This window comes from Mesosutterella faecium (assembly GCF_022809315.2).
GTDB classification, from domain to species: domain Bacteria; phylum Pseudomonadota; class Gammaproteobacteria; order Burkholderiales; family Burkholderiaceae_F; genus Mesosutterella; species Mesosutterella faecium.
Map to the genome: position 1 here is coordinate 1,694,228 of NZ_JAKZJU020000001.1, position 25,303 is coordinate 1,719,530.

A 25,303-nucleotide genomic window follows, 5' to 3' on the forward strand; every position below is an offset into this window, starting at 1 on the left:
CCCTGAAACGAAGTGGATTGCTGAAATTTGAAGCGTATCAAAGTTTACCCCGCCAAGAGCGCGCCCTCCTGTCGGAGGGCGCCGAAAAGGCGGAATCCCCGGGGCAGGGCATCGGTCTAATTAGGGTAAAAGATTTATAATTTCAATTTGAAATAACTTTTGTTTTATAAATTTATAAGGTCTCGCTATAATACCAATAAGCGCAGTCGCATAACAGCTGCCTGTCTGCAGTTGCTTTTTAAGGAATCAACTGTGACTATGAATGAAAAGCCTTATCAATATGTTCAGGCGCTGCTGAGTGCCGGCAGCTTCTCGAAGGCTGCCAAGCGGCTCAACATCTCCCAGCCCTCCCTCTCGCAGTTCATCATGAGGCTGGAAAAAGACGCCGGCGCAGTGCTCATAGACCGGCTCGCCAGACCGCTGAAGCTCACGCCCGCAGGCATGTGCTGGTGCGAGGCGGAGAAAAACGTGAGCAAGATCCGCGAGCTCTGCCGAATCCAGATCCGGGACATGGGCGAAGGGATCGTGGGCAAGCTCAGCGTTGGCACGCCCTACTACTTCGAGAGCTACTTCCTGTCAAACGTCCTGCCCTCCTTCCTGGAGTCCTATCCCGAGGTCGAAATCTCCATCGAGGAGAAAGACGACCAGAAGCTCGAGGAGCTTGTGGCGGCCTCGAGGATCGACCTCGCGATCGTTCCCGCGCCCCGCGAGGATCCCGGGATCGCCTCGGAGCTGCTGTTCTGCGAGCCGTGCCTGATCGCCGTGCGCAAGGACGACCCGGTCTGCGCCGGGGCGAATCCTGACGGTTCGATCGACTTCGCGAAATTCGACCGCAGGCCTTTTGTCGTCGTGAAGCCCACGGTAAGGCTCCGCGGCGTGTACAACAGCCTGTGCGCCAGAACCAAAACCCAGCCGCGCATCGCCGTGGAGTGCGGAGACCTCACGACCGCCCTTTCGCATACGATCTCAGGGCTCGGCCCGTCGCTCGTGACGGAAATGATGGCAAGGCAGTTCCGGGAGAAGGCTCCGCTTGAGTTCTTCACCATCCGGCCCGCCGTCGACCCGATCCGGATCTGCGCCATATACAGCGACACCCGGTATCTCTCGAAGGCGGGGCATTCGTTCATCGGAGCCATGAAGCGGGCCGCCGACAGAATGAACGCCCAGGAGGCCGGAGCCTGAGAGCCGCGCCGCGGCCCGCCCCCGCTTTTTTCAGGAGCGGAACTTCAGCTCCGGAGTGCCGGGGTCGCGGACATAGGGGGCGAGCAGCGGCCGAAAGCGCTCCGGTATCGCGACCGGTTCGAAGCTGCCGTCGCCTCTGGGCCTGCAGAACACGAGCGTCTCCGCAATCCAGACCAGGGGGCGGCCTTCCTTGGTGAGCTCAAAGGCAAAGCGAATCGAAGTGCGGCCGAGCCGCTCGATCCAGAGCCTGAAGACGAGCCGGTCGCCCGGGCGCACCGGCGCCGCGAACTCCGCCTTCGCCCCGGCCATGGGCGTGAAAAGCCCGTCGGTCACCCCCGGCCCGAAGACCGGTTCATGAAGCACGCGGCGGAAGAACGCCTCCTCCGTGTCCACCGCCCAGCCGAAAAAATAGGGATGGAAGGCGAGCCCCGTGGAGTCGCTGTGGGAGAAATGCACCTCGAAAGGCACCTCGAAAACACGTCCCATGGCCTAGTGCTCCTTTTCCGCCTCGCTCGCCACCCGGGCCGCCAGCCCGGTGATCACGAGGTTGTCGTCGAAAACCGCCCGCGGGAACCTTTCCTTAATCTCAAACTCGAAAAACCTGGCCGCGCCGCCGGTCACCACGAGCTTCACCGAGGCATCCTCGGACAGCGAGGCGAGGCCCCCGCGCATGAACCCCTCGATGCAGTCGAAGATGCCCGTGGTCACCGCATCGTTCGTGTTGAGCGGAAAACGGCTGAGGCTGCCGGGCGCAATCGACTTAAGGCGCGCCGCCCCGCCCATGAGCATCGTGTACATCATGGTGGGCCCGGGGGCGATGCGCCCTCCGAGATACTCGTAGCGGGACTCCCCCAGGCAGTGGATGGAGTCGGCGGTGAGCGCCGTGCCCATCTGAATCACGAGCAGGCTCGTGCCCGGATGCTTGGCCGCCGCGCCGATCGCCGCGTACCAGCGGTCCGCCCCGAGCTTCGAGTAGTCCTCGTAGCGGTTTTCAAGCGTGAAGCGGCCGCGGAAAATCCTCTGGCTCCCCAGCCACTCGACCCGCGTCCGATGGCACACGGCATTGAGGGTTTCAGCGATCCGTGCGTCTGCGACGGTGCAGGCGTAGATGAGCTCAGGGCGCTGCTTTTTGTAGAAGTCGCGCACCTGCTCGGCGAGCTCGATGGGGTCGCTGTAGACCATGACCCCGGTGTTCTGAGGCGTTGAAATCGCAGCCCACTTGAGAGCCGAGTTGCCGATGTCTATTAAGAATGTTCCGCTCAAAGTTCCAAGCTCCTGCCTGCGTGGCCCCGTCCGAAGCACTCTATCCTAGCACCCGGCGAAAAAAAAGCCGGACTTCTTATTAGTCCGGCTCTGCAAAAGGAGAGTTCTCAGCAACTCAACTCATCTGTTGCGTATATTGCGCCGCGAGCCTTAAAGCGAGCTTAAAACAGTGCCGGTCCGCAGGCCCCTCAGGGCAGCTTTCCCGGAGGCTTAGCTGATAAAATAAAGAAAAGAATCCTATGGACAGGCCATAACTATGGCTGCTGTCCTATTCATAAGGAGCTGAACGTGCGCAACAATACCAGTGTCTTTCTGCTGAAAGCGACCATCGGGATTCTCCTTCTCGTCGTGGTCGGGCTTCTGGCCGGGCCTTTCTTCGTCTCGGACCCCAGCATCCAGAAATCCATCGCCAAGGACCTCACCTTCATAGCCGCAGGCCTCATCGTGCTCGCGGTCATCGCGTTCCTGGTGAACATGATCGATGTCAAAAGAGAAATCAACAAAGCCGCTCATTCCGGGACAACGGACCGCCCGTTCTCTGAAAACAGCCTGTTCGACGCCAAGGTGCACGCCATGCACGACCGGGCGAGAAAAGGCATGCACATGTACCCGGAGGGACACGTCTGCAAGGTGAAGATCCACCCGATGGACATGGTGATGAAGGCGGTGGACCCCGACGACATCATCGTCGACTGCTACGGCTCCGACAAGGAGGGGTTCCGCACCCGCTTCTACGGCTCGCTCGACGGCGGCCTCAACTGGTACGAGCTCACGCAGCCCTCCTCGCCCAGCGACCGGAAAGCCATCCTGAAGGTCGCCCTGGGGCTGAGCTCCATCCACGACTATGCCAACCGCATGCGCTCCAACGGCGTGGCGCAGACGCTGGGCAGCAAGACGGAGGTGAGCGGTCACCCCACCCTCGCCGACGGCGTCCGCAGCAGCAGCCTGGAGCAGAAGAATCTGAAGCTTTAAGGACCGGGCAGGACTCTTCCCCTGGCCTCAGGCGTCCCCGGAAGGCGGAGTGCTTTCCGGGGATTGTCATATCCGGAAGACGCGCCCCGCGCGGCAGGCCTTAGAAATCCGTCACGCGGCGCCGGCTCTGCTTGATCGCGCTGCGCGCGGCCTTGGCGCGGCGGCGGCGCACGCGGCTGCCTTTCGTGGGCCGGGTCGGAATGCGGGGCTCCGGCACGAGAGAGGCTTCCTCGACCAGGGCTCTCAGGCGCTGCAGGGCATCCTCAAGATTCTGCTCCTGGGTCCGGTGGACCTCGCTTTTAATGGCGATCACGCCCTCGGAGCTGATCCGGCGGTCGCGAAGCGCGAGCAGCCTCTGCTTGATCCGCTCGGGCAGAGAGCTCGCCCGGATATCGAACACAAGCCTCACCGCCGTGGCCACCTTGTTCACGTTCTGGCCGCCCGCGCCCTGGCTGCGGACCGCGCTCCAGCTTGCTTCCGATTCCTCGAGCCTGTAGGGTATTCTCCTCATGCCTGCCTTTGCCTTTTCAAACCACCGTCCTGCCCCTCAGGGAGCGCAGTGTGCCACAATGAACGGGTCTTTCGTCCAGTTAAGAATTATGACAGCCACGAAAATTTTTGCCGCAGCCCTCGCCGCTGCGGTTCTTCTCACCGGATGCGACCGCGCCGTCACCCGGATCTTCTCGCCCTATGAAAACGACAGCCGCAACGTGAAGCGCATCGGCACCGCCGTGGGCTCACCCATTTACCGCATCACCGACGGAGACCTCACCTGCATCGCCGTTTTCACTCCTCAGGGAGACAGCACCGCCATCTCCTGCGTCCGCTCGGACGGGACTCCTGCGGCCGCCCCCGACGCCGCAAAGGGCCAGAAAGGATCCTTCTGAAGAAATCGGAGAAAGCCGGTCCCATGAAACTGCCACGGGCCCGCTCCCCGGCGCCCTATTTTCCGCGGACTTGAAAGCGGCGCCTGTCCCAGAGGCGCCGCAGGAAGCCCTCCTGAAGCGTCGAGGCCCAGCAGACAAGGGACCCTGCGACTACGACGAGGACTCCGCCCCAGAATCCCGCCGGCAGCGACGCATCGAGCAGGACCGCGCCGAACAGGCAGGAGAGCACGGGCGTGAAGTAAGAGGCAATCGCCAGTATGGTGATGCTGCCTTTCTGCACGCCCACGGTCCACACCGCGTAGGAGCCGTCCATGACGCAGCCGGCGGCCAGGCAGACGAGCAGTCCCGAAGGCGTGAATGACGCCGGGGCCGGGACCCCGCCAGTGAGGGCGAGCGTGCCGAAAATGGCGGCGTCAATCATGAAGATCAGGGCCGTCGGGTTCTCGCCCCCGCCCCAGGCCCGGGTGGCCGAGCTGTAGAGCGCCCAGGCGAGGGCTCCGCACAGCGCGAGCAGGTAGCTCAGGGGGTTGTCCCTCATGTGCTGGAGCATCTCCGCCGGGTGAAAGCCCGCCGAACCCGAAATGACCTCGCCCAGCCCGAAAAGGGCGAGCAGAAAGCCGATCACGACGTACCAGCGCGCGCGCTGCCCGTTGAACAGGATCGCTGCGATGATCGTAAGGCTCGGCCAGAGGTAGTTCACCATCCCCACCTCGAGCGTCTGGCGGCCTCCGTCAGAGATCTGCAGGGAGAAGGTAAAGCACAGGGAACAGGCGACCGCACAGGGAATGCCGCACAGAAGATACCTGAGCGGCATCCGGTCGATCCGCGGCCTGCCGAAAACGGCAAGCGCGAACACCGCCCCGATCACGTAGCAGAGCGCGAGCCCCCGGGCCATGCCCGCCGTCTCTTCGACGAGCCGGATCATGCCGACGGAGAGCCCCCACAGCACCGGAGCCAGCAGCCCCACAAGCGTCGCTCGTTTTTTTTCTGACAACACAGCCCCTCCCCCGTCAGGCAGCCCCCGCGGATTCCGCCACTCAGCAGCGAAGTCTAAACCTCGCCGAAAAGAGCGGCTCGGGGGATAATGAACTGACTGCGCCCTTAAAGGGTCGGCCGCGGGCTGAAAAGCGAACCAATCCATCCGTTTTCCCTACTGAGGAGCAACATGAATTTATCTGCTGTCATGAAACCTCGGGCCATTGCCCTGATCGGGGCCTCCGCCCGTGAACACACGATCGGCCACGACCTGTTCTGCCGGCTGACCGACTACGGCTACAAGGGCGAACTCTTTCTTGTCAATCCCAAGGGAGGAGAAATCGGCGGGCGCCCCGTCTATAAAAGCGTGCGGGAGCTTCCCCAGGGGATAGACCTCGCGATCATTGCGATCAACGCGAAGTTCGTGCTGGACACGGTGGATCAGTGCCATGAGAAGGGCATTCAGGGACTGGTCGTGATTTCTGCGGGCTTCAAGGAGACGGGGCCCGCCGGCCGCGAGCTCGAGGCGGCCCTCGCCGCAAAGGTGAAGGAATACGGCATGACCCTCGTCGGCCCGAACTGCCTGGGCGTTGTGAACACGCATCCCGCAGTCCGGATGGACGGCTGCTTTGCCGAATCGCTGCCTCGGCGCGGCGACATCGGCTTTGTGTCGCAGTCCGGCGCTCTGGGCGGCGGCATCCTCAACATCCTGAAGGACCTGGGGATCGGCTTCGCCCAGTTCATCTCGATCGGCAACCAGGCCGACGTGAACGCGGCCTCCGCGATCGCCTACTGGGAAAACGAGGACGACGTCCGGCAGATCCTCCTTTATATGGAATCGATACTGCAGCCCCAGGAGTTCAGGAGGCTTGCGACCCGCACGAGCCGCCGCAAGCCCATTCTCGCGCTCAAGGCAGGACGCTCCGCGGCCGGGGCGAGCGCGGCCTCTTCGCACACCGGGTCTCTGGCCGGCGCCGACCGGGCGGCCGACGCCCTCCTGCATCAGTCCGGCGTGATCCGCGAGCGCTCGCTCAAGGACCTCTTCTCCTCCGCGAAGGCGTTCTCCCTGTGCCCGATCCCCAGGGGCGACCGCATCGCCATCGTGACCAACTCCGGCGGCCCGGCCATCATGGCGACCGATGCCGTGGAAGACTACGGGATGCAGATGGCGAAGCTCTCCGAGGAGACCAAGGAGCAGCTACGCTCGTTCCTGCCTCCGGCCGCCTCCGTCAAGAACCCGGTCGACATGATCGCCTCGGCCCCGCTCGAGCACTACAGGCGCACGCTCGAGACGGTGCTTGCCGACCCCGGCGTGGACATGGTGCTCGTGATCTACCTGCCGTTCCTCGGCCTGAAGGACACCGACGTCGCCCAGGCCGTCATGGACATCCGGGCCAAGCACCCCGAAAAACCCATTGCCGGCGTGTTCATGACGACGCAGGAGTTCTTCACAGCGCTGTCCGAGCGCGAGGTCACCGTGCCCTTCTACATGTACTCCGAAGAGGGCATTGCGGCGTTCGACCGCCTCAACCGCCAGAGAAAGTGGCTTGAAAGACCCGAAGGGAAGATTCCTTCCTATGAAGCGGACCGGGCCGCGGTTCGCGCGCTGCTTGATGCCGCGCGCGGCGAATCCCGCGACACCCTCACCACGCGCGAGAGCATCGCGCTGCTCGAGGCCTACGGCATACGCACCTGCCGCTCGAAGCTCGCCCGCAGCGAGGACGAGGCGGCCGCGTTCGCCAACCAGATCGGCTACCCGGTCGTGATGAAGATGACCTCGAAGACCACCTCCCACAAGACCGATGTGGGCGGCGTGAGGGTCGGCATCCGCTCCGAAGAGGAGCTGCGCGCGCAGTACAGGGACCTTCTCGCGAAGCTCGCCGAGCGCGGGCTCGAGCAGGGGCTCGAAGGCGTGCTCATCCAGGAGATGGTGAGCGGCAAGCGCGAGATGGTCTGCGGACTCGCCACCGACCCCCAGTACGGGCCGATGATCATGTTCGGCCTCGGAGGCGTGTTCGTGGAAGTGATGAAGGACGTCTGCTTCAGGCTCGCGCCTCTCACCGACCAGGACGCCGCGGAAATGATCCGCTCGGTGAAGGCCTGGAAGCTGCTCGAGGGCGCCCGCGGCCTCAAGCCCGCCCAGACCGGCCGGATCGAAGAGACGCTGCTGAGGATCTCGCAGCTCGTCGCGGACTTCCCGGAGATCTCCGAGCTTGACATCAATCCGCTCATCGTCTCAGACCGCGACGGCGAGCCCATCGCCGTCGACGCCCGCGTGAAGCTGAAGAAGGCCTGAGACCCGCTGAGGGGGCATAAAAAAGGAGAGCCCCTGGGCGGGGCGCGGCCGATTCGCGCTTCACCCGGGGGCAGAAAAAGCGATGCTTGCCTTCATCATCCGCCATCTGCAGTTCGTCACCTGCTTCTTCCTGCTCGGGGCCGGCATAGCCGGCGGGCTCACGGGCGAAGCCTGGGTGTGCCTCGCGATCGCCATTCCCGTGATCCTGATGTACGCCTGGCTATCCGGCCGCTACAGCTATCTCATCGCGCGGCGCTTCACCGCGGACGCTTCAAGGCCTTTTGTCGAGGCCGAGCCCGCGATCGTGGACGCGCCCTACGCCCTCGCGCACGTGAAACCCGGCGACGAGCTCACGCTGCGGCTCATGGGGCGCGAAAAAAAGAGCCGGGGCTCGGTGATCTCGCTCATGCACGGGCACTACCACGCCGCGGCACTCCTGAACGTCGAAGAGGACGGGCAGCTCGCGGCCGCGGTCCGGAAAGCCCCTCTGCGGGCTGAAGTCCTCGTCTGCGAGCCCAAGGACGACGGCTGCAGGCTCAGGGTCCGCATCCAGGCCGCCTCCCCGTCCGACGACAGGCTCCTTGCCTGATCCGGGGGCTGCCGGCGCGCCGCCGGAGCCCCCTCCCTTTCACCGCTTTTAATTTTTTTTACAAATTCACCGCCTCAAATTCACAATCCGGCGGCGCGGCAGGGTCGTATTTTCCCCTAGAAGCCGTTAGAATAGCCGGGTTATGTCATCCCGAATCCCTTTCGTTCTCCCGGCTTTCCGCCGGGCGCTGATCCGCGCCGCGCTGCTTTTCGCGGCGGGAACCGCCGCCTGCTGCCCTGCGGCTTTTGCCGATCCCGCAGAGCCGGACCCTCTTGCCTCCGTTTTCTCTGACGGAGCGGACAGCCTGGCCGGCCTCCCCCAGGACTCCCCTCTGGAACTCGGCCCCTCCGGAACGGAACGCCATCGCTTCGGGCTGCGGCTCGCCGACTCCGCCCGCTCCCAGATCGGCACGCCCTACCGCGTCGGCCGCAGCAAACCCGGCGAAGGATTCGACTGCTCGGGCCTGGTCTGGTGGGTGTACCGCCAGTACGGCATCGAGCTGCCCCGGGTCTCCACGCTGCAGGCGAAGGTGGGCGACGAAGTGGATCTCTCGCAGGCCCATCCCGGAGACATCGTGGTCTTTAAAACCGGCCGGGGCCCGAACGGATTCCACAGCGGCATCATCACCTCTCCGGGCCACTTCATCCATGCGCCGCGCAGCGGCAAGCTCGTCCAGGAGACCGAAATCAAGGGCTACTGGAGCAACCGCCTCTACACCGTCCGCCATGTGCGCGGCCTGAAGCTGCGCGAAAACCTCCTCAACGCCGACGAGATCAGCCGGACGCTCGAGTCGATGAGCGAAGAGGAGAAGGCGACCTACGGCATAGCCTCTTCGGACGGCTTTGATCAGGCCGACCCGCTTTATTCCGTGGTTCAGGACAGCGAAGCCGCGCCTCTGAGGCTGAACGCCATGGAGCCCGAGCAGACGGGCCGCAGGAGAGTGACGCTCGGCAGCGCCCGGGCGCTGCCTGCCGCCTCCGGCAAAAAGACGAAGAGCCATGAAACGGCTTCCGCCCGCAGGGCTCACGGCAAGGCAAAGGCGAAAGCGGCCGCCGCTGCAAAGGCTTCCCCGCGGGTGAAGACCGCCTCGGCGCGGAGCCGCTCGGCCAAGAGCGCCCGCTCCTCCGCCCGAAAGCCCGCGGCGAAGCAGACTGCGGGACGCTCCGGCAGCAAAAAGCACAGAGCCGCCTGAGCCTCAAGGCGCCAGAGCCAGGCGCCTCATTGTCGATCTTTCCCTAGGAGGAAACGCATGGTCCGCCCCATCCCTTATGAGCTCTACGAGCGCAAAACGCCCCTTCTGGACCGCTTCATCCGCTACGCCCTCATTCCCACCGCCTCCGACCCCGACAGCAGCACCTCGCCCAGCACGGCCAAGCAGCTGCGTCTGGCCCGGCTTCTGCGCAGCGAGCTGCTGGAGCTGGGACTCGCCGACGCAGCACTCTCTCCTTTCGGTGTCGTCTCGGCCACCCTGCCTGCCACGCCGGGCGCGGAGAGGACTCCCGTCCTCGCCCTCATCGCCCACATGGACACCTCGCCCGAGGCCTCGGACGAGGGTCTCCGCCCCCAGGTTGCGGAGCACTGGAGCGGTGAGCCGATAGAGCTTGACCCGCAGGGCCGCGTCATGCTTTCGCCCGCGCTCTTTCCGGAACTTGACGCCCACCGGGGCGAGGACATTCTCTGCACGGACGGGACGACGCTGCTGGGCGCCGACGACAAGGCCGGCATCGCCGCCATCATGGACGCCCTGGACTGGTTCAGGCGCCACCCGCAGCAGCCCCACGCAGCGGTCCGCGTCTTCTTCACCCCCGATGAGGAGATCGGCCGCGGAACCGAACATCTCTCGGTGACTGACATCGGCGCTTCCTACGGATTCACGGTCGACGGCGGCGAAGTGGGAGGGCTCGACAGCGAGACCTTCAATGCGGCCGAGGCCGAAATCACCTTCACGGGCATCTCCGTCCACCCGGGCAGCGCCTGCGGAAAGATGGTGAACGCCGTGAAGCTCGCCTCGCGCTTTGTGCTCGAGCTGCCCCAGGCCGAGTCGCCCGAGCGCACGAAGGGGCGCGAGGGGTTCTTCCACCCCGTTTCAATTTCCGGAACGGTGGAGCGGGCGAAGCTGCGGATCATCATCCGAGACCATGACGACCAGGCCTTTGAAGAGAGGAAGAGCCGCCTGCGGCAGCTCGCCGAGGGCTTTGACTGCGGCCGGGCTCCCCGCCCTGACATCACGATCCGGGACCAGTACTACAACATGAAGCGCTACATCGAGCGCCGCAGCGATGTCCTCGAGCGGGCCCGGGCGGCCATCCGAAGCACCGGGGTGGAGCCCGTCGAGCTGCCCGTGAGGGGCGGCACGGACGGCGCGTTTCTCAGCCGCGCGGGGCTGCCCTGTCCGAATCTCTTCACCGGCGGCCTCAACTACCACGGCATCTACGAGTGCCTGCCGGTCCCGTCGCTCGAGAAAGCCGCGGCCGCGGTGCGCAGCCTCATCGCCCGCAGCGCCTCATGAAAAGAGCCTGCTGCGGGCGCCGCGGCCCGCAGGGCAGCCAAAATAAATTTAAAATATAAAAGAATTAAATATAAATTTAAAAACAAGCTGCCCTGCCTCCCTCAGACGGCACGGCGGCCTTTTCATGGATGTTCGCTATGGATACCGTACTGCAGATTTTCGGGCTGCTGGTCCTTATCCTTCTTTCAGCGTTTTTTTCAATTTCTGAAATTTCACTGGCCGCTTCGAAGAAGATGCGGCTTCAGGCGTTGGCGGAAGAAGGAGATTCCCGGGCCCGCGAGGTCATCGCTCTGAAGGCAAAGCCCGGAGCCATGTTCTCCATTGTCGAGATCGGCGTCAACGCCCTCGCGCTCGCGGGCGGCATTCTGGGCCAGGCGGCCTTCATTCCTCCCTTCACAAGGCTCTACAGCATGGTGGCTTCCCCCGAGGCCACGCACACCCTCGCCTTCTGGAGCGCCTACCTCCTTGCCACGCTGCTTTTCGTGCTCTTTGCTGATCTGATCCCGCGCCGCATGGCCATGGCGATCCCCGAGTCCTGCGCGGTTCTCATCGTGCGGCCGATCTCGTGGCTCAACCAGGTGCTGCGCCCCATCGTCTGGTTTCTGAACACCATCACCACCCAGGTGATGAAGCGCACGGGGCTGCCGATCCACGCGAACGACCACGTCACCACCGCCGACGTGATGGCCACCGTCAACGCCGGCGTGCGCGAAGGACTCATCGATCCCACCGAACGCTCGGTGATTGAAAACATCTTTTCGCTTGAAGACCGGACCGCGGGCACCGTGATGACCGACCGCGAGGACATCGTCTACTTCCTGCGCAGCGACTCCGACGAGAGCATCCGCCGCAAGCTGGCCGAGCATCCCCACCACCAGTTCCTCGTGTGCGACAAGACGCTCGACAACGTCGTGGGCTACATCGACAGCAAGCAGCTGCTGCGCTACCTGGTCGAGGACAAGAAGCTGGACCTTGGAGAAAAAGGCATCCTCTCGCCGGTGAAGCTCATCCCGGAAACCCTTTCCATGTCGGAAGTGATCGAGGTGATCCGCAACACCTCCGCCGACTTCGTCGTGGTCATCAACGAGTACGGCGAAGTGGCGGGCCTCATCACCCTGAACGACGTCATGAACACCGTGATGGGCGAAATGGTCGGCATGGACGAGGACTCCCAGATCATCCAGCGCGACGAGTCCTCCTGGCTCGTGGAAGGCTCGACGCCAATCTACGATCTGCAGAACTACTTCGACCTGGACCAGATCGAGGACAACCCGCCCTATGAGACGGCGGGCGGCCTCATCATGTACCTGCTGCGCCGGATCCCGAAGCGGGCCGATAAAGTGCTCTTCAACGGCTACCGCTTCGAAGTGATGGACATCGACAAGAACAGGGTCGACCAGCTGCTGGTGACAAAGCTGCCGGCGGTCAAGCCCGCGGCCGAAGCCCAGGCCGCCCCGGCCGATCAGCCGAAAACAAACGGCTGAAAGCCGCTGACTGCGTGCTCAAAAGAATAGAAGCGGCTGCACCCGGACCCGGTCCGGGTGCAGCCCTTTTTTTTGCCTCCGTACTTTGCTGCCTCCGCACCTTAAAGCAGCCTCTTGCCATCGGGAAGGGAAACCAGGTGCCCTGCTCCCCCTGCCGCTTTAGGAGTCCTTAATTGAAGCGCGCCGCCTTGGGGTCCAGGAGCGCGGCGATTTTTCCGCCGTGCGGGCGTTGAGCCGGCTTTTAACGCGGATTTTCCCTTGAGGAGCCCCTACGCCGGGGCGCTGCCTCCCCAAAAGCGAGCCCGTCCGGCAGGAGCTGCTGCCAGGGATTGAAGGCGCGGGCCTGCACTATCTTTTACGGCCGGCGGCTTTTAAAGAACAAAAAAAGACGCCCTTTTGCAGAGCGTCTTCCGCGGGGTCCGCTTTCCACAAGGGGGCGGCGCGCGGCCGCCCCCTTGAAAAGGAAACGCGTTCAGGGCATGGCGTCAAAAGGCTTGCCGGCCTTCTTTGCCTTGTCCTTGTCGCCCGCAAGGACGAAAGTCATTTCCGAGGGGACGATCATGCGCCGCACGGCACGGTTAACGTCCTCAGGCGTGAGCTTTGCAATCGCCTCGTCGAGCTTCTTGCTCTTGCTCCAGTCGGCGCCCTCCTCCAGGTAGGAGACCCAGCCGCCGGCGATCATGTCGTCCTGCGAACGGTTGACGGCGCGGGACTGAAGCAGGCCTTTCTTCGCCTCTTCAACCTCCTTGGCCGTCACCCCCTCGCGCACGATCCGGTCCATCTCCTCGCGCATGTCTTTTTCTGCGTGCGAGAGGTTCTGAGGCGCCGTGATCGCAAGGGCGATCCAGGAAGCCCGGTTGCCGAACGGATGCAGCGACACGGAGCTGTACACGCTGTAGGACAGGCCGTCCTTCTGGCGCAGCCTCGTCGCCAGACGGTTGGACAGTCCCGAGCCGCCTCCCATGATCCAGTCGGCCGTGATGAGCGCGGCCGCATCCGGATCGTCCATGTTCGCGGCGAAGTCCCGGCGGGCGATGATGAAGGCGTTCTCCTTCTGCGGCGCATCCATCACGATGCGGGCCGCGGCGACCGGCCGGTACTCGGCGTCGATCCTCTTGTACTGCACCGGAGCCTTACGGGTGAAGGAGCTCTCAATCACGCGCCTGACCTCCTCGGGGTCGAAGTCGCCGACCACGGCGATATCGGCCTGAGCGGTCTGGAAGATCTGCTGATAGAGGGACTCCACTTCAGAGCGCGTGAGCTTCGGGATCGCTTCGAGCGTCTCCTTCTTCGTGAGACGGGTGCGCGGGTCTCCGAGCGGATAAGTCCTGAAGTGCTTCTGCAGCGCATCGACCGCCATGCTGGTGGGATCGTCGAGCTTCGACTGCAGCGACGTGCTGATGACGCGCTTCAGCTTGTCGAACTCGGACTGCGGGATCGCGGCGCCGTTCATCACCCGGGCCACAAACCTGAGCGCCTCGGCGATGTGCTCCCGGTCCGTGGTGAAGGACGTGACGTCGCCGTCGATCTTGAGCCTCGCAAATTCATCCGTGATCTGCTCATAGGTGAGATCGCGGGTGCCGCGGGTGAGCATCGACTCCATGAAAAGCTTGGGCACCTGCCGGCCTTCCAGGGATTTCAGGTCTCCGCAGCGCGGCTTGATTTCAACCGTCACAACGCCGCCGCGGGTTTTCTTCGGCAGAAGCGCCATGCGAAGCGCCCCGGCGCGGACGACCTGGGTTTTCGCATTGATGTTGTCCTGGGAGGAGTCGAAAGCATCGACCGCCTGGCCCTCGGACTTGAAGGTGTGCGAGGCGATCAGCTTCGGGATGGAGACCGGGGCGGGCATCTGGGCGCGCTGCGGCTTGTCTTCAGGCAGGAACATCCCGACCACGCGGTTGTCGCGCACGAAATAGCGCTGAACCGCCTCAGCCACGTTCTTTTCGTTCAACTTCGCGAGCTCGTCGCGGTTCACAAAAAACAGCCGCCAGTCGCCCATGCCGATGTACTCGGACAGCTCGACGCCGAAATTCTCGGGATCGGAGAAGAGCCTGTCGTAGCCCGTACGCTCATCCTGAACGGCGGTCTGAAGCTCCTGCCTGGTGATCGGCTTTTCGGCAAACGAGGACTCGAGCACCTTCAGCATCACCTGCTTCACCTTCTGCTCGTCGCCGTCCTTCTTCAGCTTGGCGCCGATGAAGACGAAGCCGGGGTCCTTGGCAGCAATGGAAAATCCGAAGACCTGCCCCGCGAGCCCCGTGTCGACGAGCGCCTTGTAGAGGCGCCCCTTGGGGCTGTCGGTCAGAATGGACAGCCCCAGGTCGACCTTGACGAAGTCGGGGCTGCTCGCTGCCGGGACCCGGTACCCCACGGCGACCAGCTTAGCCTCGCCCGGGCGGCGGACGGTGAAAAAGCGCTCCCCGTCCGCGGTGGGCTCCACGGTCCACTCGCGAGGCAGCTTCCGCGTGGGCTTCGGGATCGCCCCGAAAATCCGCTCGATCTCGGAGAGAACGGCCTTGGGCTCGAATTTTCCGGACACCGTCAGGAACGCGTTGTCCGGCTGGTAGTAGCGGTGATAGAAGGCCTGGAGATTCTCGATCTCCACGTTCTCGATGTCGCTTCTCGCGCCGATCGTGGGCTTGCCGTAGTTGTGCCAGTCGAAAAGCAGGCACTGCATGCGCTTGAGCACTACGGACACGGGGCTGTTCTCGCCCATCTCATACTCGTTCCTGACCACGGTCATCTCAGAGTCGAGGTCCTTGCGCGAGATGAAGGAGTTCACCATGGCGTCGGCCGTCCAGCGCAGCGCCCAGTCCATGTTGTCGTCGTTTGCCGTGAACGACACGTGGTAGTTGGTGCGGTCGAGCCAGGTCGATCCGTTCATGCGGAAGCCGCGCCGGGAAAACTCCGCCGTGGGCGTGGGGAAATTCTTGGAGCCCTTGAACATCAGGTGCTCGAGCAGATGGGCCATGCCCGTCTCGCCGTAGGACTCGTTGCGCGACCCGACCTTGTAGGTCATATTGACCGTCGCCGTGGGCTTGGACTGATCAGGGAAAAGAAGCACTGAAAGCCCGTTGGGAAGGCGGTATTCCGTAATGCCCTCAACGGTCGCCACCTTGACTGCGGCAGAGGCGGGAGCCGCCTCTGCGGGTGCTGCGGCGAGTCCCGCAGCCACTGTTCCTGTAACCATGATGATTTTTAAAAATGAATTCTTCACTGTTAATCACGCCTCATCGGTGTAAATTCAGCCTGCGGATTCCGTGCAGCCGGGGCCCGGCGGACCGCCTCTGCGGCGCGCAGTTCGGCCGCGGGCACAGAAAACTTCTGGAATTTTAAGTGTGAAGACGTGTATCCGGAAGTTGAAAATGTTACCGCAAGTTTTACCGCGCCATGAGCGGCAGCAGCCCTTGAAAAGCTCCCGGGAGGCCTGAAAACAGGGCCGGGGGCCCCGGCTGCCCGGCGCACGGGAGGCGCAGCTGCGGGGCTCCCCTCGCCCATGCAGCCGCGCACTGATTGTGCTAACTTTCAAAAATCTCAAATCAAGTCCGGGCGTTTTTTTCCGCCTGCCCAAATGAAAGGACTGTCGTGAAGCTTTTATTTGACCTTTTTCCGGTCATCCTTTTTTTCCTCACCTTCAAGGTGGCGCAGATCAAGATCGACACCGCCATGTCGGTCACAAACGCGCTGCTCGGGGGCGGCATTGATCCGGCCCAGGCCCCGGTGCTGTGCGCAACAACGATCGCCATCGCGGCCTCCGTCATTCAGGTCGCCACGGTGCTGCTGCGCGGCCGCAGGGTCGAGATGATGCTGTGGCTCTCCCTGAGCATCGTCACCATTTTCGGCGGCCTCACGCTCTGGCTGCACAATCCCCTTTTCATCAAATGGAAGCCCACCATCCTCTACTGGGTCTTCGCTGCGATCCTCACCTTCGGCAGCCTCACGCGGCGCAACTTCATGGAAAAAATCATGGGCCGGCAGATCGAGCTGCCCGCCAATGTCTGGGAAACGCTCCAGAGGGCCTGGATCGGCTTCTTCGCCGTCGTGGGCGTCATCAACCTTCTCGTCGCCTACAGCTTCTCGACTGAAACCTGGGTCAATTTCAAGCTGTTCGGACTTCTGGGCCTCACCTTCGGGTTTGCGCTCGTCATGGGAATCTATATGGCCAAGCACGCGCCGGAGGAAGCCGCGCAGGGTGCTAAAAAGCCTGTCCAAGACAACAACTGACTGATGGGAAACTCAATCATGAACATGAAACTGGTAGTTCTCGCCGCGGCAGGCGTCCTGGCCGCACACAGCGCCCTGGCCGCCGTGACCGACGTCACGGTCAACGGCACGAAGATCTCTGCCGCGGCCCAGGAAAAAATCATCCAGGCCGCCATGGCCCAGGGGCAGGAGCGCACGCCCCAGCTCGAAAAGGACGTCCGCGAGCGCCTGATCGGCGAACAGCTTCTGGTGGACGCCGCTCTCAGCCAGAAGCTCGACCGTGATCAGAACGTCGTCGAGCTGCTCGCCCAGAGCCGCAGCCGCATCCTGGCCGGCGCCGCGCTCAACCGCTACCTGAAGGATCATCCTGTGGCGGAAGCGGAAATCCGCGCCGACTACGACCAGAAGAAAGCGCAGTACGGCGCCACCGAATACCATGTCCGCCACATCCTCACGCACACTGAGAAAGAGGCCGAAGACGCCCTGAAGCGCATCCGCGCGGGCGAGGACTTCGCCAAGGTGGCCCGCGAGGTGTCGATCGACAACGGCACCAAGGACAACGGCGGAGACCTCGACTGGGCCGCGCCCTCCTCGATGGTGAAGCCCTTCGCCGATGCGATGAAGGCGCAGAAGGTGGGCGAAGTCTCGAGCCATCCCGTAAAGAGCGAGTTCGGGTACCACATCCTGCTGGTTGAGGCGACGCGCCCCGCCGAGCTTTTCCCGGCCTATGAGCACGCCAAGCCGACCCTGCGCCAGGAGCTCGTCCAGAAAAAGGTGTTCGAATACATCGAGTCGCTTCGCAGCAAGGCGAGCATCCATTAACTCCCTTGCGGTAAAGAACCTGCCCTGAGCGCTTCTCGAAGCGCCCGGGGTCAAGCCTCAGCGTTCTCCCCCGGGACCCGGGAGTTCAGGCGGGAGAAGCGGGGCCGAAAGCAGCGGGAAACGCGCCCGCTGCTTTTTCTTAGCCCTCGCGTCCGGCAGCGGGACAGGCCGGCCCGCGGGCCCCGGAGCAGGGAAAGCCCAGGTACGGGGGCCCTGCCGCCTCACGTTGCTTACACGCCCCGTGCCCCCTGAGCAGCCTCCGCCTTCTCCGGCGGCCCTTGAACTGCTGCTTTTTCTTTCCCCCCCTCCTCTTCCCCCGGCGCCTCAGCTGCCTGGCTTTCCCCTCTTTCAGCCTTTCAAGCCCTCCCTCCCTCTTTCGCGGCTCCTCGTCCGCTTTGCCGCATGATCGTTAACCCGGATGGGATATTGACTTATAAGAATTTACGATTGTAAGGACTGGTTTACAAACGGAAGACCTCTGCGCCCCCTTTCCCCATGCCCAGGGGGACAAGGAAACCGCGCCCGGGCCCCTCGCTTTACAGGCTGCCTTCGGAACTGTCCGGCCGGGGCAGTGAGGAGATCCCAGGCTCCAACACCAAGTCGCCTCTAACCAACCTCTTACAAGATAAAAGATTGATTATGAACAAATACAACGTACAAAAGACGACCCTAGGCAAGCCCCTGCTTGCGGCGGCGCTTGCTTCGGCGCTCTGCCTTCTCTCCGCGCCGGCCTCGGCCGATTTCTCCTATTCGAACACCGTCTCCAAGCCCACGGATCTTCCCGGGCATTCCTATTTCGGATACCTGCCCGGCGCGAACTACCAGCTCGCGGCGGAGAACGGCAGCTATCTGGTGGACCTGAAGATCAAGAACGGCTTCGTCGACAAATACGAAGAAACAACCTATTACCTCGCGAACTTCATCAAAGGCAATCTCCAGCCGGGCAGCGACGGGACCTTTCATTTCTCGGAAATGAACCTGAGCCTCACCGGCGACATTGTGAACGACAAGAAGTGGACGAACGGCGTTGAGGACGAAAACGGCCGCGTGACGCCTGTGCGCACCGGAGGCCTGTACATCCGCTACTACTGGCATGAAAGCGACCTGAAGCAGGCGGTCTTCAACATCGACAAATACAGCGCGAACCTGGATGTTTCGCTCAAGGGCTACCACATCAACCCCAATGCGCTCGCCGTCATCAATGACGGAGGCTATGCTCCGGTCACCGTCAATGTGGGCGACCTCAGCATCCGCAGCATCGTCCGCGTCGACAGCGACTGGCAGGACAAGGCCGAGGTGGCCAACAACGGCGTGTACGCCTCCGGCACCGGCGTTTTCGTCAACCTCAACGGGAACACCTACGTCAACACCAATCTGGTCGACGGCCTGACGGAAGCCTACAGCTCCGACTACGGCCCCGGCATGAGCAAGAACGACGCACTGTCGGCCAAATACGGCGGCACCGTCAGCGTGAACCAGGCGGGCGGCCACACCGTGCAGCTGCTCGGCAACCTCGACGTGAAGAAAGGCACGATGAACGTGAACCTCGACACCGCCGAGTCCTACTGGCACGGCCACGGCACAAACCTTTCGGACAAGAGCAGCCTCACGGTTTCGCTTTCCAACGGCGCACAGTGGGTCCCGGATCTGCCGATTGAAGTGATGCAGAACCTCGAGCTCAAGGACGGCGGCATCGTCAACCTGCACGGCTTCAACCGCCACACCGGAAAATCCGGCCTCACCCAGCAGCTCTCCATCGCGAGCCTCTCGGGCGAAGGCGGCGTTTTCCTCATGGACCTCACGGCCTCGAACAAGAGCGGCCCGCTCCAGGAGCCGGGCTACGAGGTCTCAGACAGCGACTGGGAGGGAAAGGATTCAAGCCACACGGCGGCGGAAGGGCACAACGACTTCCTTTACGTGAAGTCCGGCAGCGGCTCATTCAAGGTCCTTCCGGTGGACCGGCTGAAGCTTGACGGGGTGAGCCGCGAGAGCCCGATCTGGTTTGCCAACACGCCCGCAGGCGTCGCCTTCAGCGCCTACACCGAAAAAGCCGAGCTCTCCGACGGCTTCGTCTACGACTACACGCCGGTCGTCAGCCAGGACGTCAACAGCACGGACGAAAACAAATACGGCACCAACTGGTACATCGTGGGGCTGCAGAAGGATCCCACTCCGGCCGCCGATGTTGTGATCGCCGACGCCTCGCTTAACTACGCCGCGGCCACCTCGTTCCTGGAGCTCGACACGCTCAACAAGCGCATGGGCGAGATCCGCCGCTACGGCGCCGGCACCGCGGGCGTCTGGGTGCGGACCAAGGCCGGCCGCATGACCTCGAACGCGAACGGCAGCTTCCGCAACAACTACCAGTTCTACCAGCTGGGCGCGGACTACGCCTTCCGCCCGAAGAACAGCTCCGGAACCTTCATCCTGGGCGGGGCCGTGCACACGACCGACAACGACCCGAAGTTCACGAACGGCTCGGGCGACCTCGACTCGGTGGGCGCCTCGCTCTATCTCTCCTGGAGCAATGACGCGGGCTGCTACGCCGATGTCATCGGAAAATACACGCACCTCAAGGACGACTACACGATCACGAGCGGCGGCCAGAAAGCCGACGCTTCCTACAGCAACAACGCGTGGTCTTTCTCGCTCGAGGGCGGGAAACGCTTTGACCTCCCGCACGGCCTGATGATCGAGCCCCAGGCGCAGCTGGTCTACACCTATCTCGACAGCGCGAGCTACAGGCTGAGCAACGGCATCCGGGTCCATCAGGACTCCACCGACAGCGTGATCGGAAGGCTCGGGGTGCGCTTCGGGCGCGACTTCCGGTTCTCCGAGTCGCTCGCGCCCTCGAAGGTCTACCTCAAGTTCGACCTCTACCACGAATTCTCGGGCGACCGCAGCGTGGTGCTCACGGGCCGCGACGCGGTGTACCGCCGCGAGGCTGACGGCGGCGACACCTGGGTGAGCTACGGCATCGGCGCGGACTTCACGCTGAGCCGGAACGTCTTCCTCTACGCGGATCTCGAAAAGAGCTCGGCGGGCGACATCAAGACCAAGTGGCAGGTGAACGCGGGCCTGCGCTGCGCCTTCTGATCTGGCCAAGGGCAGAGGCTGCAGGGCCTCCCGCCTTAAAAGCTTGAGGGCCGGGGCTTTTTCCTGAAGGGAAAAGAAGTCCCGGCCCTTTTTCTGCCCGCTCCAAACCGGCCGGAAGGAAAGCTCCCTGCTGCGCGCGCCTTATCTCAGGCGACCCGCTGAACCATCTCCCAGAGGGCCGAAGAGGCGAGGAGAACGAAAACCAGCGCAGTGCCGCGGTTCATGAGCTTCTGCCGGCGGGGATTGTTGAGCTTCGCGGTGAGGGACCCGGCGAAAAAGGCGATGATCGAAAACACCGCCAGGGTGCAGGCGATGAAGGTGACGCCCAGGACCGCCATCTGGCCCCAGACGGGCCAGGCCTTCGAGCCCTGAGAGAGGAACTGCGGGAAGAAGGCGAGGAAAAAAATCTGGACCTTCGGATTGGTGATGTTCATGATCGTGCCGCGCCGCCAGGCCCCTGCGGGCGTGAGAGACACCGAGCGGGGCGAAGAGCCGGAGCCCGCGGAGGACACCGGAGCGTGCCAGGCGCCCCAGGCGAGCCAGAGGAGATACAAGGCGCCGGCCGCGCAGATCACGCCGAAAAGCCAGGGGCTCGCGGCCACGACCGCGGCAAGTCCCAGCGAGGCGCACAGGGTCTGGAACACAAGCCCCGTGCAGAGCCCGGTCACCACATAGAAGCCAGCCCGGAAGCCGAAGGCCGCGGACTGCGTCAGCACAAAAATATTGTCCGGGCCAGGGACGAAACTCAGGAAAATGCTTGCGGACAGAAACGCAAGCCACAAAGAGAAATCCATCTGGATCTCCTTAAAAAGGGAGGTCGCTGGATTCACCTCTTAATGACGGCCTTCCCCTCTTCAAGGAGGGGAAGGCTGAACCGTCAGCTTCGGTTCTGAAGGGCGTTTATTCTACCCCACCCAGCGGCGGGCGTTCCAGAACATGCGCATCCAGGGACTCCACTCGCCGTCGAGCTCGGAGGCTCCCCAGGACAGCTGCACGGCCCTGTGCGAGCGCTCCGGGTGCGGCATCATCGCCATGAAGCGGCCGTCGGGGGTCGTAACCGCCGTGACGCCGGCCTGGGACCCGTTCGGGTTGAACGGATAGACTTCGGTGGGCTCGCCCTTGGGATCGACGTAGCGCGCCGCCACCAGGGCCTTCGAGGCGTCTTCTGCGGCGCGCCAGAGCACGCGGCCTTCGCCGTGCGCGTTCACGACCGGCATCGAGGAGCCTTCCATTCCCTCAAAGAAAATGGAGGGGCTCTTCTCGACCTTCACCTGAACGAGCCTCGCCTCGAACTGCTCGGAGAGGTTTCGCACGAACCTCGGCCAGTGCTCGGCCCCCGGGATCAGGGAGCGAAGCTCGGAGAACATCTGGCAGCCGTTGCAGATGCCCAGCCCGAAGGTGTCCCTGCGCTCGAAGAAGCGGGCGAACTGCTCGGCCAGCTTTTCGTTGAAGAGGATCGAGCGGGACCAGCCGCCGCCCGCGCCGAGGACGTCGCCGTAGGAGAAGCCGCCCGCCGCGGCGATGCCCTTGAGCCCGTCGAGCTGGACGCGCCCGGTGAGCAGGTCGGTCATGTGCAGGTCGCAGACCTCGAAGCCCGCGTGCATGAAGGCCGCGGCCATCTCATGCTGAGAGTTGACGCCCTGCTCGCGCAGCACCGCCATCCTGGGCTTCGCGCCGGTATTGATCATCGGAGCGGCGACATTGTTCTGCGGATCGAAGTGCGTCTCGATGTAAAGGCCGCTGTCGGCCGGATTGTCAATGCGCTCGTACTCGGCGTCGGCGCAGGCCGGGTTGTCGCGGTTGCGGGCGATCTGCCAGGACACCTCGCTCCAGGCCTTCTGGAGGTCGGCGCGGGAGTCCGAGTAGAGTTCCTTGCCGTTGGCCAGAATGCTGAGGCGGTCATCGTTCTTCGGCGCCCCGACGAACACGGCCGCGTGGTCGAGGCCGGCCGCGCGGAAGCGCTCCATTGCGATCTCGGCGTCCTCCTCCCTCACCTGCAGCAGAGCGCCCGCCTCTTCGTTGAAGAGCGTGCGCAGCACCGACTCCTCGGAGCGGTCTCCGCCGCGAAGCAGCGGTGCGACGTCAAAGGACAGTCCGCAGTGGCCCGCGAACATCATTTCGGCGGCGGCCGCGGCAAAGCCGCCGTCAGAACGGTCATGGTAGGCGAGGATGCGGCCCTCGGCGGCGAGGGAGCGGATCACGCCGACGAAAGCCCGCAGTTTTTCCGGATCCTCCATGTCGGGGCAGTCGTCGCCGAAGCTCTGGACGACCTGGGCGAGGATGGAGCCGCCCAGCCGGTCGCGCCCTTCGGACAGGTCCACGGCGATCAGCTTTGAGGCCGTCTCGGGATGCAGCTGCGGGGTGAGCGTGAGCCGGATGTCGCCGACGGGACCCGAGACCGAGGCGATCATGGAAACCGGGGAGGTCACGGACTTAGCCTCGCCCTTCTCGTCGGTCCAGCCCGTCTTCATCGAGCAGGAGTCCTTGCCCACAGGGATGGAAACGCCCAGGGTGCGGCAGAATTCGCTCGTCGCCTTCACCGCGTCATAGAGCTTGGCGTCTTCTCCCTCGCTGCCGCAGGAGGCCATCCAGTTGGCGGAGAACTTCAGCGTGGAGATATCGATGTCGGCCGCCGCGGCATTCGTAATGGCCTCGCTGAAGGCCATGCGGCAGGCCGCCGGCGCGCTGATCACGGCCAGCGGCGTGCGCTCGCCGATCGCCATCGCCTCGCCCCTGTTGCTCTGGAAGGAAAGCGCGGTCACAGCGACATCGGACACCGGGACCTGCCAGGGCCCGACCATCTGGTCGCGGCAGGTGAGGCCGCCCACGGCCCTGTCGCCGATCGTGATCAGGAAAGACTTGGAGGCGACGGTCGGATGACGCAGCACGTCCTTCATCACCCCGGCCAGGGTGACTCCCTTGAGGGAAACCGGAGCGAGGGCGCGGTTCACGTGGCGGACATCCCTGTGCATGCGGGGCGGCTTGCCCAGCAGCACATCCATCGGCATGTTGACCGGATCCTGGGTTCCGTCGCCGCGCGAAACGACAAGGCGCTGGTCGGAAGAAATATGGCCGATGACGGCGTAAGGGCAGCGCTCGCGGCGGCAGAACGAATCGAACCGCTCCAGATCCTCCGGCAGGACCGCGATGACATAGCGCTCCTGAGACTCGTTGCACCAGATTTCAAGCGGGCTCATCCCGGACTCTTCGACCGGAATCTTCCTCATGTCGAAGCGCGCGCCGCGGCCCGACATCTCGGCGAGCTCCGGCATCGCGTTCGAGAGCCCGCCCGCGCCGACGTCGTGAATGGCGAGAATCGGGTTGCTCTCCCCGCAGGCCCAGCAGCGGTCGATCACTTCCTGAGCGCGCCGCTCCATTTCGGGGTTGCCGCGCTGCACCGAGTCGAAGTCGAGAGCCGCGGAGTTGGAGCCGGTCGTCATGGAGGACGCGGCCCCGCCTCCCAGGCCGATGCGCATGCCCGGGCCGCCCAGCACGATGAGCAGGGCGCCTTCGGGCACCGGCAGCTTTTTCGTCTCATCGTCGCGGATGTTGCCGATGCCGCCCGCGAGCATGATGGGCTTGTGGTACCCGTAGCGGATGCCGCCCACGTTCGCCTCGAAGACGCGGAAGTAGCCCGCGATGTTCGGGCGTCCGAATTCATTGTTGAAGGCCGCAGCCCCGATCGGCCCCTCGGTCATGATGGAAAGGGGCGAGGCGATGCGCGAGGGCGCTCCGTAGACGCGGCTTGTCTTCTCGCCGCTCACCACATCGGAGTCGTTTTCCCAGCGCTGAGGCGCATCCTTCAGATGAAGCGCCGAAACCGTGAAGCCGCACAGCCCCGCCTTCGGGCGGCCTCCGCGCCCCGTGGCGCCCTCGTCCCTGATCTCTCCGCCGGAGCCGGTGGCCGCGCCCGGGAAGGGGGAGATCGCCGTCGGGTGGTTGTGGGTCTCCACCTTGAAGACCGTGTGCGTAAGCTCGTTTTTTTCGGTGAAGTACTGGCCGAAGGGCGTGGCCTCGCCCGGCCTCGTGTAAAGGCGCGGAACCTGCGAGCCCTCATAAATGGCGGCGTTGTCGGAGTACGCCGTGATGGTGCCCTGCGGATGGGCCTTGTGGGTCTCGCGGATGTAGCCGAAAAGGGTCTGGTCCATCGGCTTGCCGTCGATCGTCCAGGTCGCGTTGAAAATCTTGTGCCGGCAGTGCTCGGAGTTCGCCTGCGCGAACATCATGAGCTCGGTGTCGGTCGGCCCCCTGCCCTCGGCCGCGAAGGCCCGGGCGAGATAGTCGATTTCTCCCTCGGAAAGGGCGAGCCCCATTTCCTTGTTCGCACGCCGCAGCTCCCTGTGCACCTCCTCGGGGGTCGAGGCGTCAATCACGCTCATCGGCTTGCCGGGAAGCTCGGTGAAGAGCTTCTCGGGCGGGAAGTCGGCGGGAACGACGGACTCGGTCATCCGGTCGTGGAGAACGGCCGTGAGCCGCGTGAGCGCGGCCTCGTCCGGGACGGCTCCCGAGAAGCTGATGCTGTAGCGGATGCCGCGCTCGATGCGCAGCACGCGCTCAAAGCCGCAGTTATGGGCGATATCCGTCGCTTTCGAGGCCCACGGGCTGATCGTTCCCAGGCGGGGAATCACGAGAAAGGAGGCGTCCGCCCGCACGTCGGGAGACTCAAAGCCGTAGGTGAGAAGCTGCGAAAGGCGGCCCCTGTCGGCTTCATTCATGGGCTCGGAGGCGTGGATGAAGTGGACGTAGCGGCCGCTCACGGCCGAGGCCTCAGGGCAGACGCCCTGAATCGCCGTCAGAAGCCGCTTGGCGCGGAAGTCAGAAAGAGCGCTCGAGGCTTCGAGCTTAAACATGCAGCCGGATGTAGTCATCGACAAAGCCTTATGCCGGCGCCTGAGCAGAAAATCAGGCGGCCGGCGTGCAAGTGAGGGAAAATCAGAGACGCTCCATTATAGATTGCCGGCCCGCGGATCTCCTAGTGCCTTTGGGCGATGCCGGCCGGGCGGCCCGGGTTCTGCGGGTCAGCTC

Annotated in this window: 18 protein-coding genes; 11 read left to right on the forward strand and 7 right to left on the reverse strand. The window is 63.7% G+C overall.

The genetic code is table 11. The features are described 5' to 3' along the window. Positions 1 to 258: 258 nt before the first annotated feature. Entirely contained in the window at positions 259 to 1,182 is a 924-nt protein-coding gene (locus MUN46_RS07800) for a LysR family transcriptional regulator (protein WP_243376605.1), read from the forward strand. Positions 1,183 to 1,212: 30 nt separating this feature from the next. Here the strand turns inward: MUN46_RS07800 and MUN46_RS07805 are convergent, their stop codons facing one another. Continuing rightward, positions 1,213 to 1,668 (reverse strand): acyl-CoA thioesterase, encoded by a 456-nt coding sequence (locus tag MUN46_RS07805; RefSeq protein WP_243376604.1) that lies wholly within the window; start codon positions 1,666 to 1,668, stop codon positions 1,213 to 1,215. Between the two features lie 3 nt (positions 1,669 to 1,671). Next, a complete protein-coding gene (locus MUN46_RS07810) occupies positions 1,672 to 2,445 on the reverse strand; it encodes a type III pantothenate kinase (protein ID WP_243376603.1) in 774 nt (257 codons plus the stop codon). Positions 2,446 to 2,733: 288 nt separating this feature from the next. On the opposite strand from MUN46_RS07810, the gene MUN46_RS07815 reads away from it, so the two are divergent. Then, positions 2,734 to 3,417, forward strand: a complete 684-nt coding sequence (locus MUN46_RS07815; protein ID WP_243376602.1) for a hypothetical protein — start codon at positions 2,734 to 2,736, stop codon at positions 3,415 to 3,417. Positions 3,418 to 3,517: 100 nt separating this feature from the next. Here the strand turns inward: MUN46_RS07815 and arfB are convergent, their stop codons facing one another. Then, entirely contained in the window at positions 3,518 to 3,928 is a 411-nt protein-coding gene (arfB, locus tag MUN46_RS07820) for an alternative ribosome rescue aminoacyl-tRNA hydrolase ArfB (RefSeq protein ID WP_243376601.1), read from the reverse strand. Positions 3,929 to 4,016: 88 nt separating this feature from the next. On the opposite strand from arfB, the gene MUN46_RS07825 reads away from it, so the two are divergent. After that, a complete protein-coding gene (locus MUN46_RS07825; protein WP_243376600.1) occupies positions 4,017 to 4,304 on the forward strand; it encodes a hypothetical protein in 288 nt (95 codons plus the stop codon). A 55-nt stretch (positions 4,305 to 4,359) separates the two neighbouring features. On the opposite strand, the gene yddG is transcribed toward MUN46_RS07825, so the two are convergent. Continuing rightward, positions 4,360 to 5,298: an aromatic amino acid DMT transporter YddG gene (yddG, locus tag MUN46_RS07830; RefSeq protein ID WP_243376599.1), complete on the reverse strand. Its 939-nt coding sequence runs from the start codon at positions 5,296 to 5,298 to the stop codon at positions 4,360 to 4,362. Positions 5,299 to 5,469: 171 nt separating this feature from the next. Here yddG and MUN46_RS07835 point away from each other — a divergent pair, with 171 nt between their 5' ends. The 5 genes from MUN46_RS07835 to paeA all read left to right on the forward strand — a co-directional run bounded on the left by MUN46_RS07835 (position 5,470) and on the right by paeA (position 12,157). Further along, positions 5,470 to 7,575 carry an acetate--CoA ligase family protein gene (locus MUN46_RS07835; RefSeq protein WP_243376598.1) on the forward strand — a complete coding sequence of 702 codons (2,106 nt, stop codon included), beginning with the start codon at positions 5,470 to 5,472 and terminating at the stop codon, positions 7,573 to 7,575. Positions 7,576 to 7,657: 82 nt separating this feature from the next. Then, entirely contained in the window at positions 7,658 to 8,164 is a 507-nt protein-coding gene (locus MUN46_RS07840) for a hypothetical protein (protein WP_243376597.1), read from the forward strand. Between the two features lie 142 nt (positions 8,165 to 8,306). Further along, on the forward strand, positions 8,307 to 9,356 hold the full coding sequence (locus MUN46_RS07845; protein WP_243376596.1) for a C40 family peptidase: 1,050 nt from the start codon (positions 8,307 to 8,309) through the stop codon (positions 9,354 to 9,356). Between the two features lie 57 nt (positions 9,357 to 9,413). Further along, a complete protein-coding gene (gene pepT, locus MUN46_RS07850; protein ID WP_243376595.1) occupies positions 9,414 to 10,673 on the forward strand; it encodes a peptidase T in 1,260 nt (419 codons plus the stop codon). 137 nt (positions 10,674 to 10,810) lie between these two features. Further along, the gene (paeA, locus tag MUN46_RS07855; RefSeq protein ID WP_243376594.1) at positions 10,811 to 12,157 is read left to right on the forward strand and encodes a polyamine export protein PaeA; all 1,347 of its coding nucleotides are present in this window, start codon (positions 10,811 to 10,813) and stop codon (positions 12,155 to 12,157) included. Between the two features lie 472 nt (positions 12,158 to 12,629). On the opposite strand, the gene MUN46_RS07860 is transcribed toward paeA, so the two are convergent. Further along, the gene (locus MUN46_RS07860) at positions 12,630 to 15,347 is read right to left on the reverse strand and encodes a M16 family metallopeptidase (RefSeq protein WP_243376593.1); all 2,718 of its coding nucleotides are present in this window, start codon (positions 15,345 to 15,347) and stop codon (positions 12,630 to 12,632) included. 395 nt (positions 15,348 to 15,742) lie between these two features. Here MUN46_RS07860 and MUN46_RS07865 point away from each other — a divergent pair, with 395 nt between their 5' ends. The 3 genes from MUN46_RS07865 (at position 15,743) to MUN46_RS07875 (ending at position 20,278) form a co-directional block, all read left to right on the forward strand. Beyond that, the gene (locus MUN46_RS07865; RefSeq protein ID WP_243376592.1) at positions 15,743 to 16,381 is read left to right on the forward strand and encodes a septation protein A; all 639 of its coding nucleotides are present in this window, start codon (positions 15,743 to 15,745) and stop codon (positions 16,379 to 16,381) included. An 18-nt stretch (positions 16,382 to 16,399) separates the two neighbouring features. Continuing rightward, on the forward strand, positions 16,400 to 17,182 hold the full coding sequence (locus MUN46_RS07870) for a peptidylprolyl isomerase (RefSeq protein ID WP_243376591.1): 783 nt from the start codon (positions 16,400 to 16,402) through the stop codon (positions 17,180 to 17,182). A gap of 639 nt (positions 17,183 to 17,821) precedes the next feature. Continuing rightward, complete coding sequence (locus MUN46_RS07875; protein WP_243376590.1) at positions 17,822 to 20,278, forward strand: autotransporter outer membrane beta-barrel domain-containing protein; 2,457 nt, start codon at positions 17,822 to 17,824, stop codon at positions 20,276 to 20,278. Between the two features lie 146 nt (positions 20,279 to 20,424). On the opposite strand, the gene MUN46_RS07880 is transcribed toward MUN46_RS07875, so the two are convergent. Continuing rightward, positions 20,425 to 21,072: a LysE family translocator gene (locus MUN46_RS07880; RefSeq protein ID WP_243376589.1), complete on the reverse strand. Its 648-nt coding sequence runs from the start codon at positions 21,070 to 21,072 to the stop codon at positions 20,425 to 20,427. A gap of 111 nt (positions 21,073 to 21,183) precedes the next feature. Then, positions 21,184 to 25,146, reverse strand: coding sequence for a phosphoribosylformylglycinamidine synthase (purL, locus tag MUN46_RS07885; RefSeq protein WP_243376588.1), 3,963 nt, complete (start codon positions 25,144 to 25,146; stop codon positions 21,184 to 21,186). Positions 25,147 to 25,303: the final 157 nt, after the last annotated feature.

Bases quoted from the DNA above. Each gene is read 5' to 3' on its own strand.
- MUN46_RS07845 (WP_243376596.1), top strand. From the start codon at position 8,307: ATGTCATCCCGAATCCCTTTCGTTCTCCCGGCTTTCCGCCGGGCGCTG.
- MUN46_RS07805 (WP_243376604.1), bottom strand. From the start codon at position 1,668: ATGGGACGTGTTTTCGAGGTGCCTTTCGAGGTGCATTTCTCCCACAGC.
- MUN46_RS07870 (WP_243376591.1), top strand. From the start codon at position 16,400: ATGAACATGAAACTGGTAGTTCTCGCCGCGGCAGGCGTCCTGGCCGCA.
- paeA (WP_243376594.1), top strand. From the start codon at position 10,811: ATGGATACCGTACTGCAGATTTTCGGGCTGCTGGTCCTTATCCTTCTT.
- purL (WP_243376588.1), bottom strand. From the start codon at position 25,146: ATGACTACATCCGGCTGCATGTTTAAGCTCGAAGCCTCGAGCGCTCTT.
- MUN46_RS07875 (WP_243376590.1), top strand. From the start codon at position 17,822: ATGAACAAATACAACGTACAAAAGACGACCCTAGGCAAGCCCCTGCTT.
- MUN46_RS07840 (WP_243376597.1), top strand. From the start codon at position 7,658: ATGCTTGCCTTCATCATCCGCCATCTGCAGTTCGTCACCTGCTTCTTC.
- pepT (WP_243376595.1), top strand. From the start codon at position 9,414: ATGGTCCGCCCCATCCCTTATGAGCTCTACGAGCGCAAAACGCCCCTT.
- MUN46_RS07825 (WP_243376600.1), top strand. From the start codon at position 4,017: ATGACAGCCACGAAAATTTTTGCCGCAGCCCTCGCCGCTGCGGTTCTT.
- MUN46_RS07800 (WP_243376605.1), top strand. From the start codon at position 259: ATGAATGAAAAGCCTTATCAATATGTTCAGGCGCTGCTGAGTGCCGGC.
- MUN46_RS07880 (WP_243376589.1), bottom strand. From the start codon at position 21,072: ATGGATTTCTCTTTGTGGCTTGCGTTTCTGTCCGCAAGCATTTTCCTG.
- MUN46_RS07835 (WP_243376598.1), top strand. From the start codon at position 5,470: ATGAATTTATCTGCTGTCATGAAACCTCGGGCCATTGCCCTGATCGGG.
- MUN46_RS07860 (WP_243376593.1), bottom strand. From the start codon at position 15,347: ATGGTTACAGGAACAGTGGCTGCGGGACTCGCCGCAGCACCCGCAGAG.
- arfB (WP_243376601.1), bottom strand. From the start codon at position 3,928: ATGAGGAGAATACCCTACAGGCTCGAGGAATCGGAAGCAAGCTGGAGC.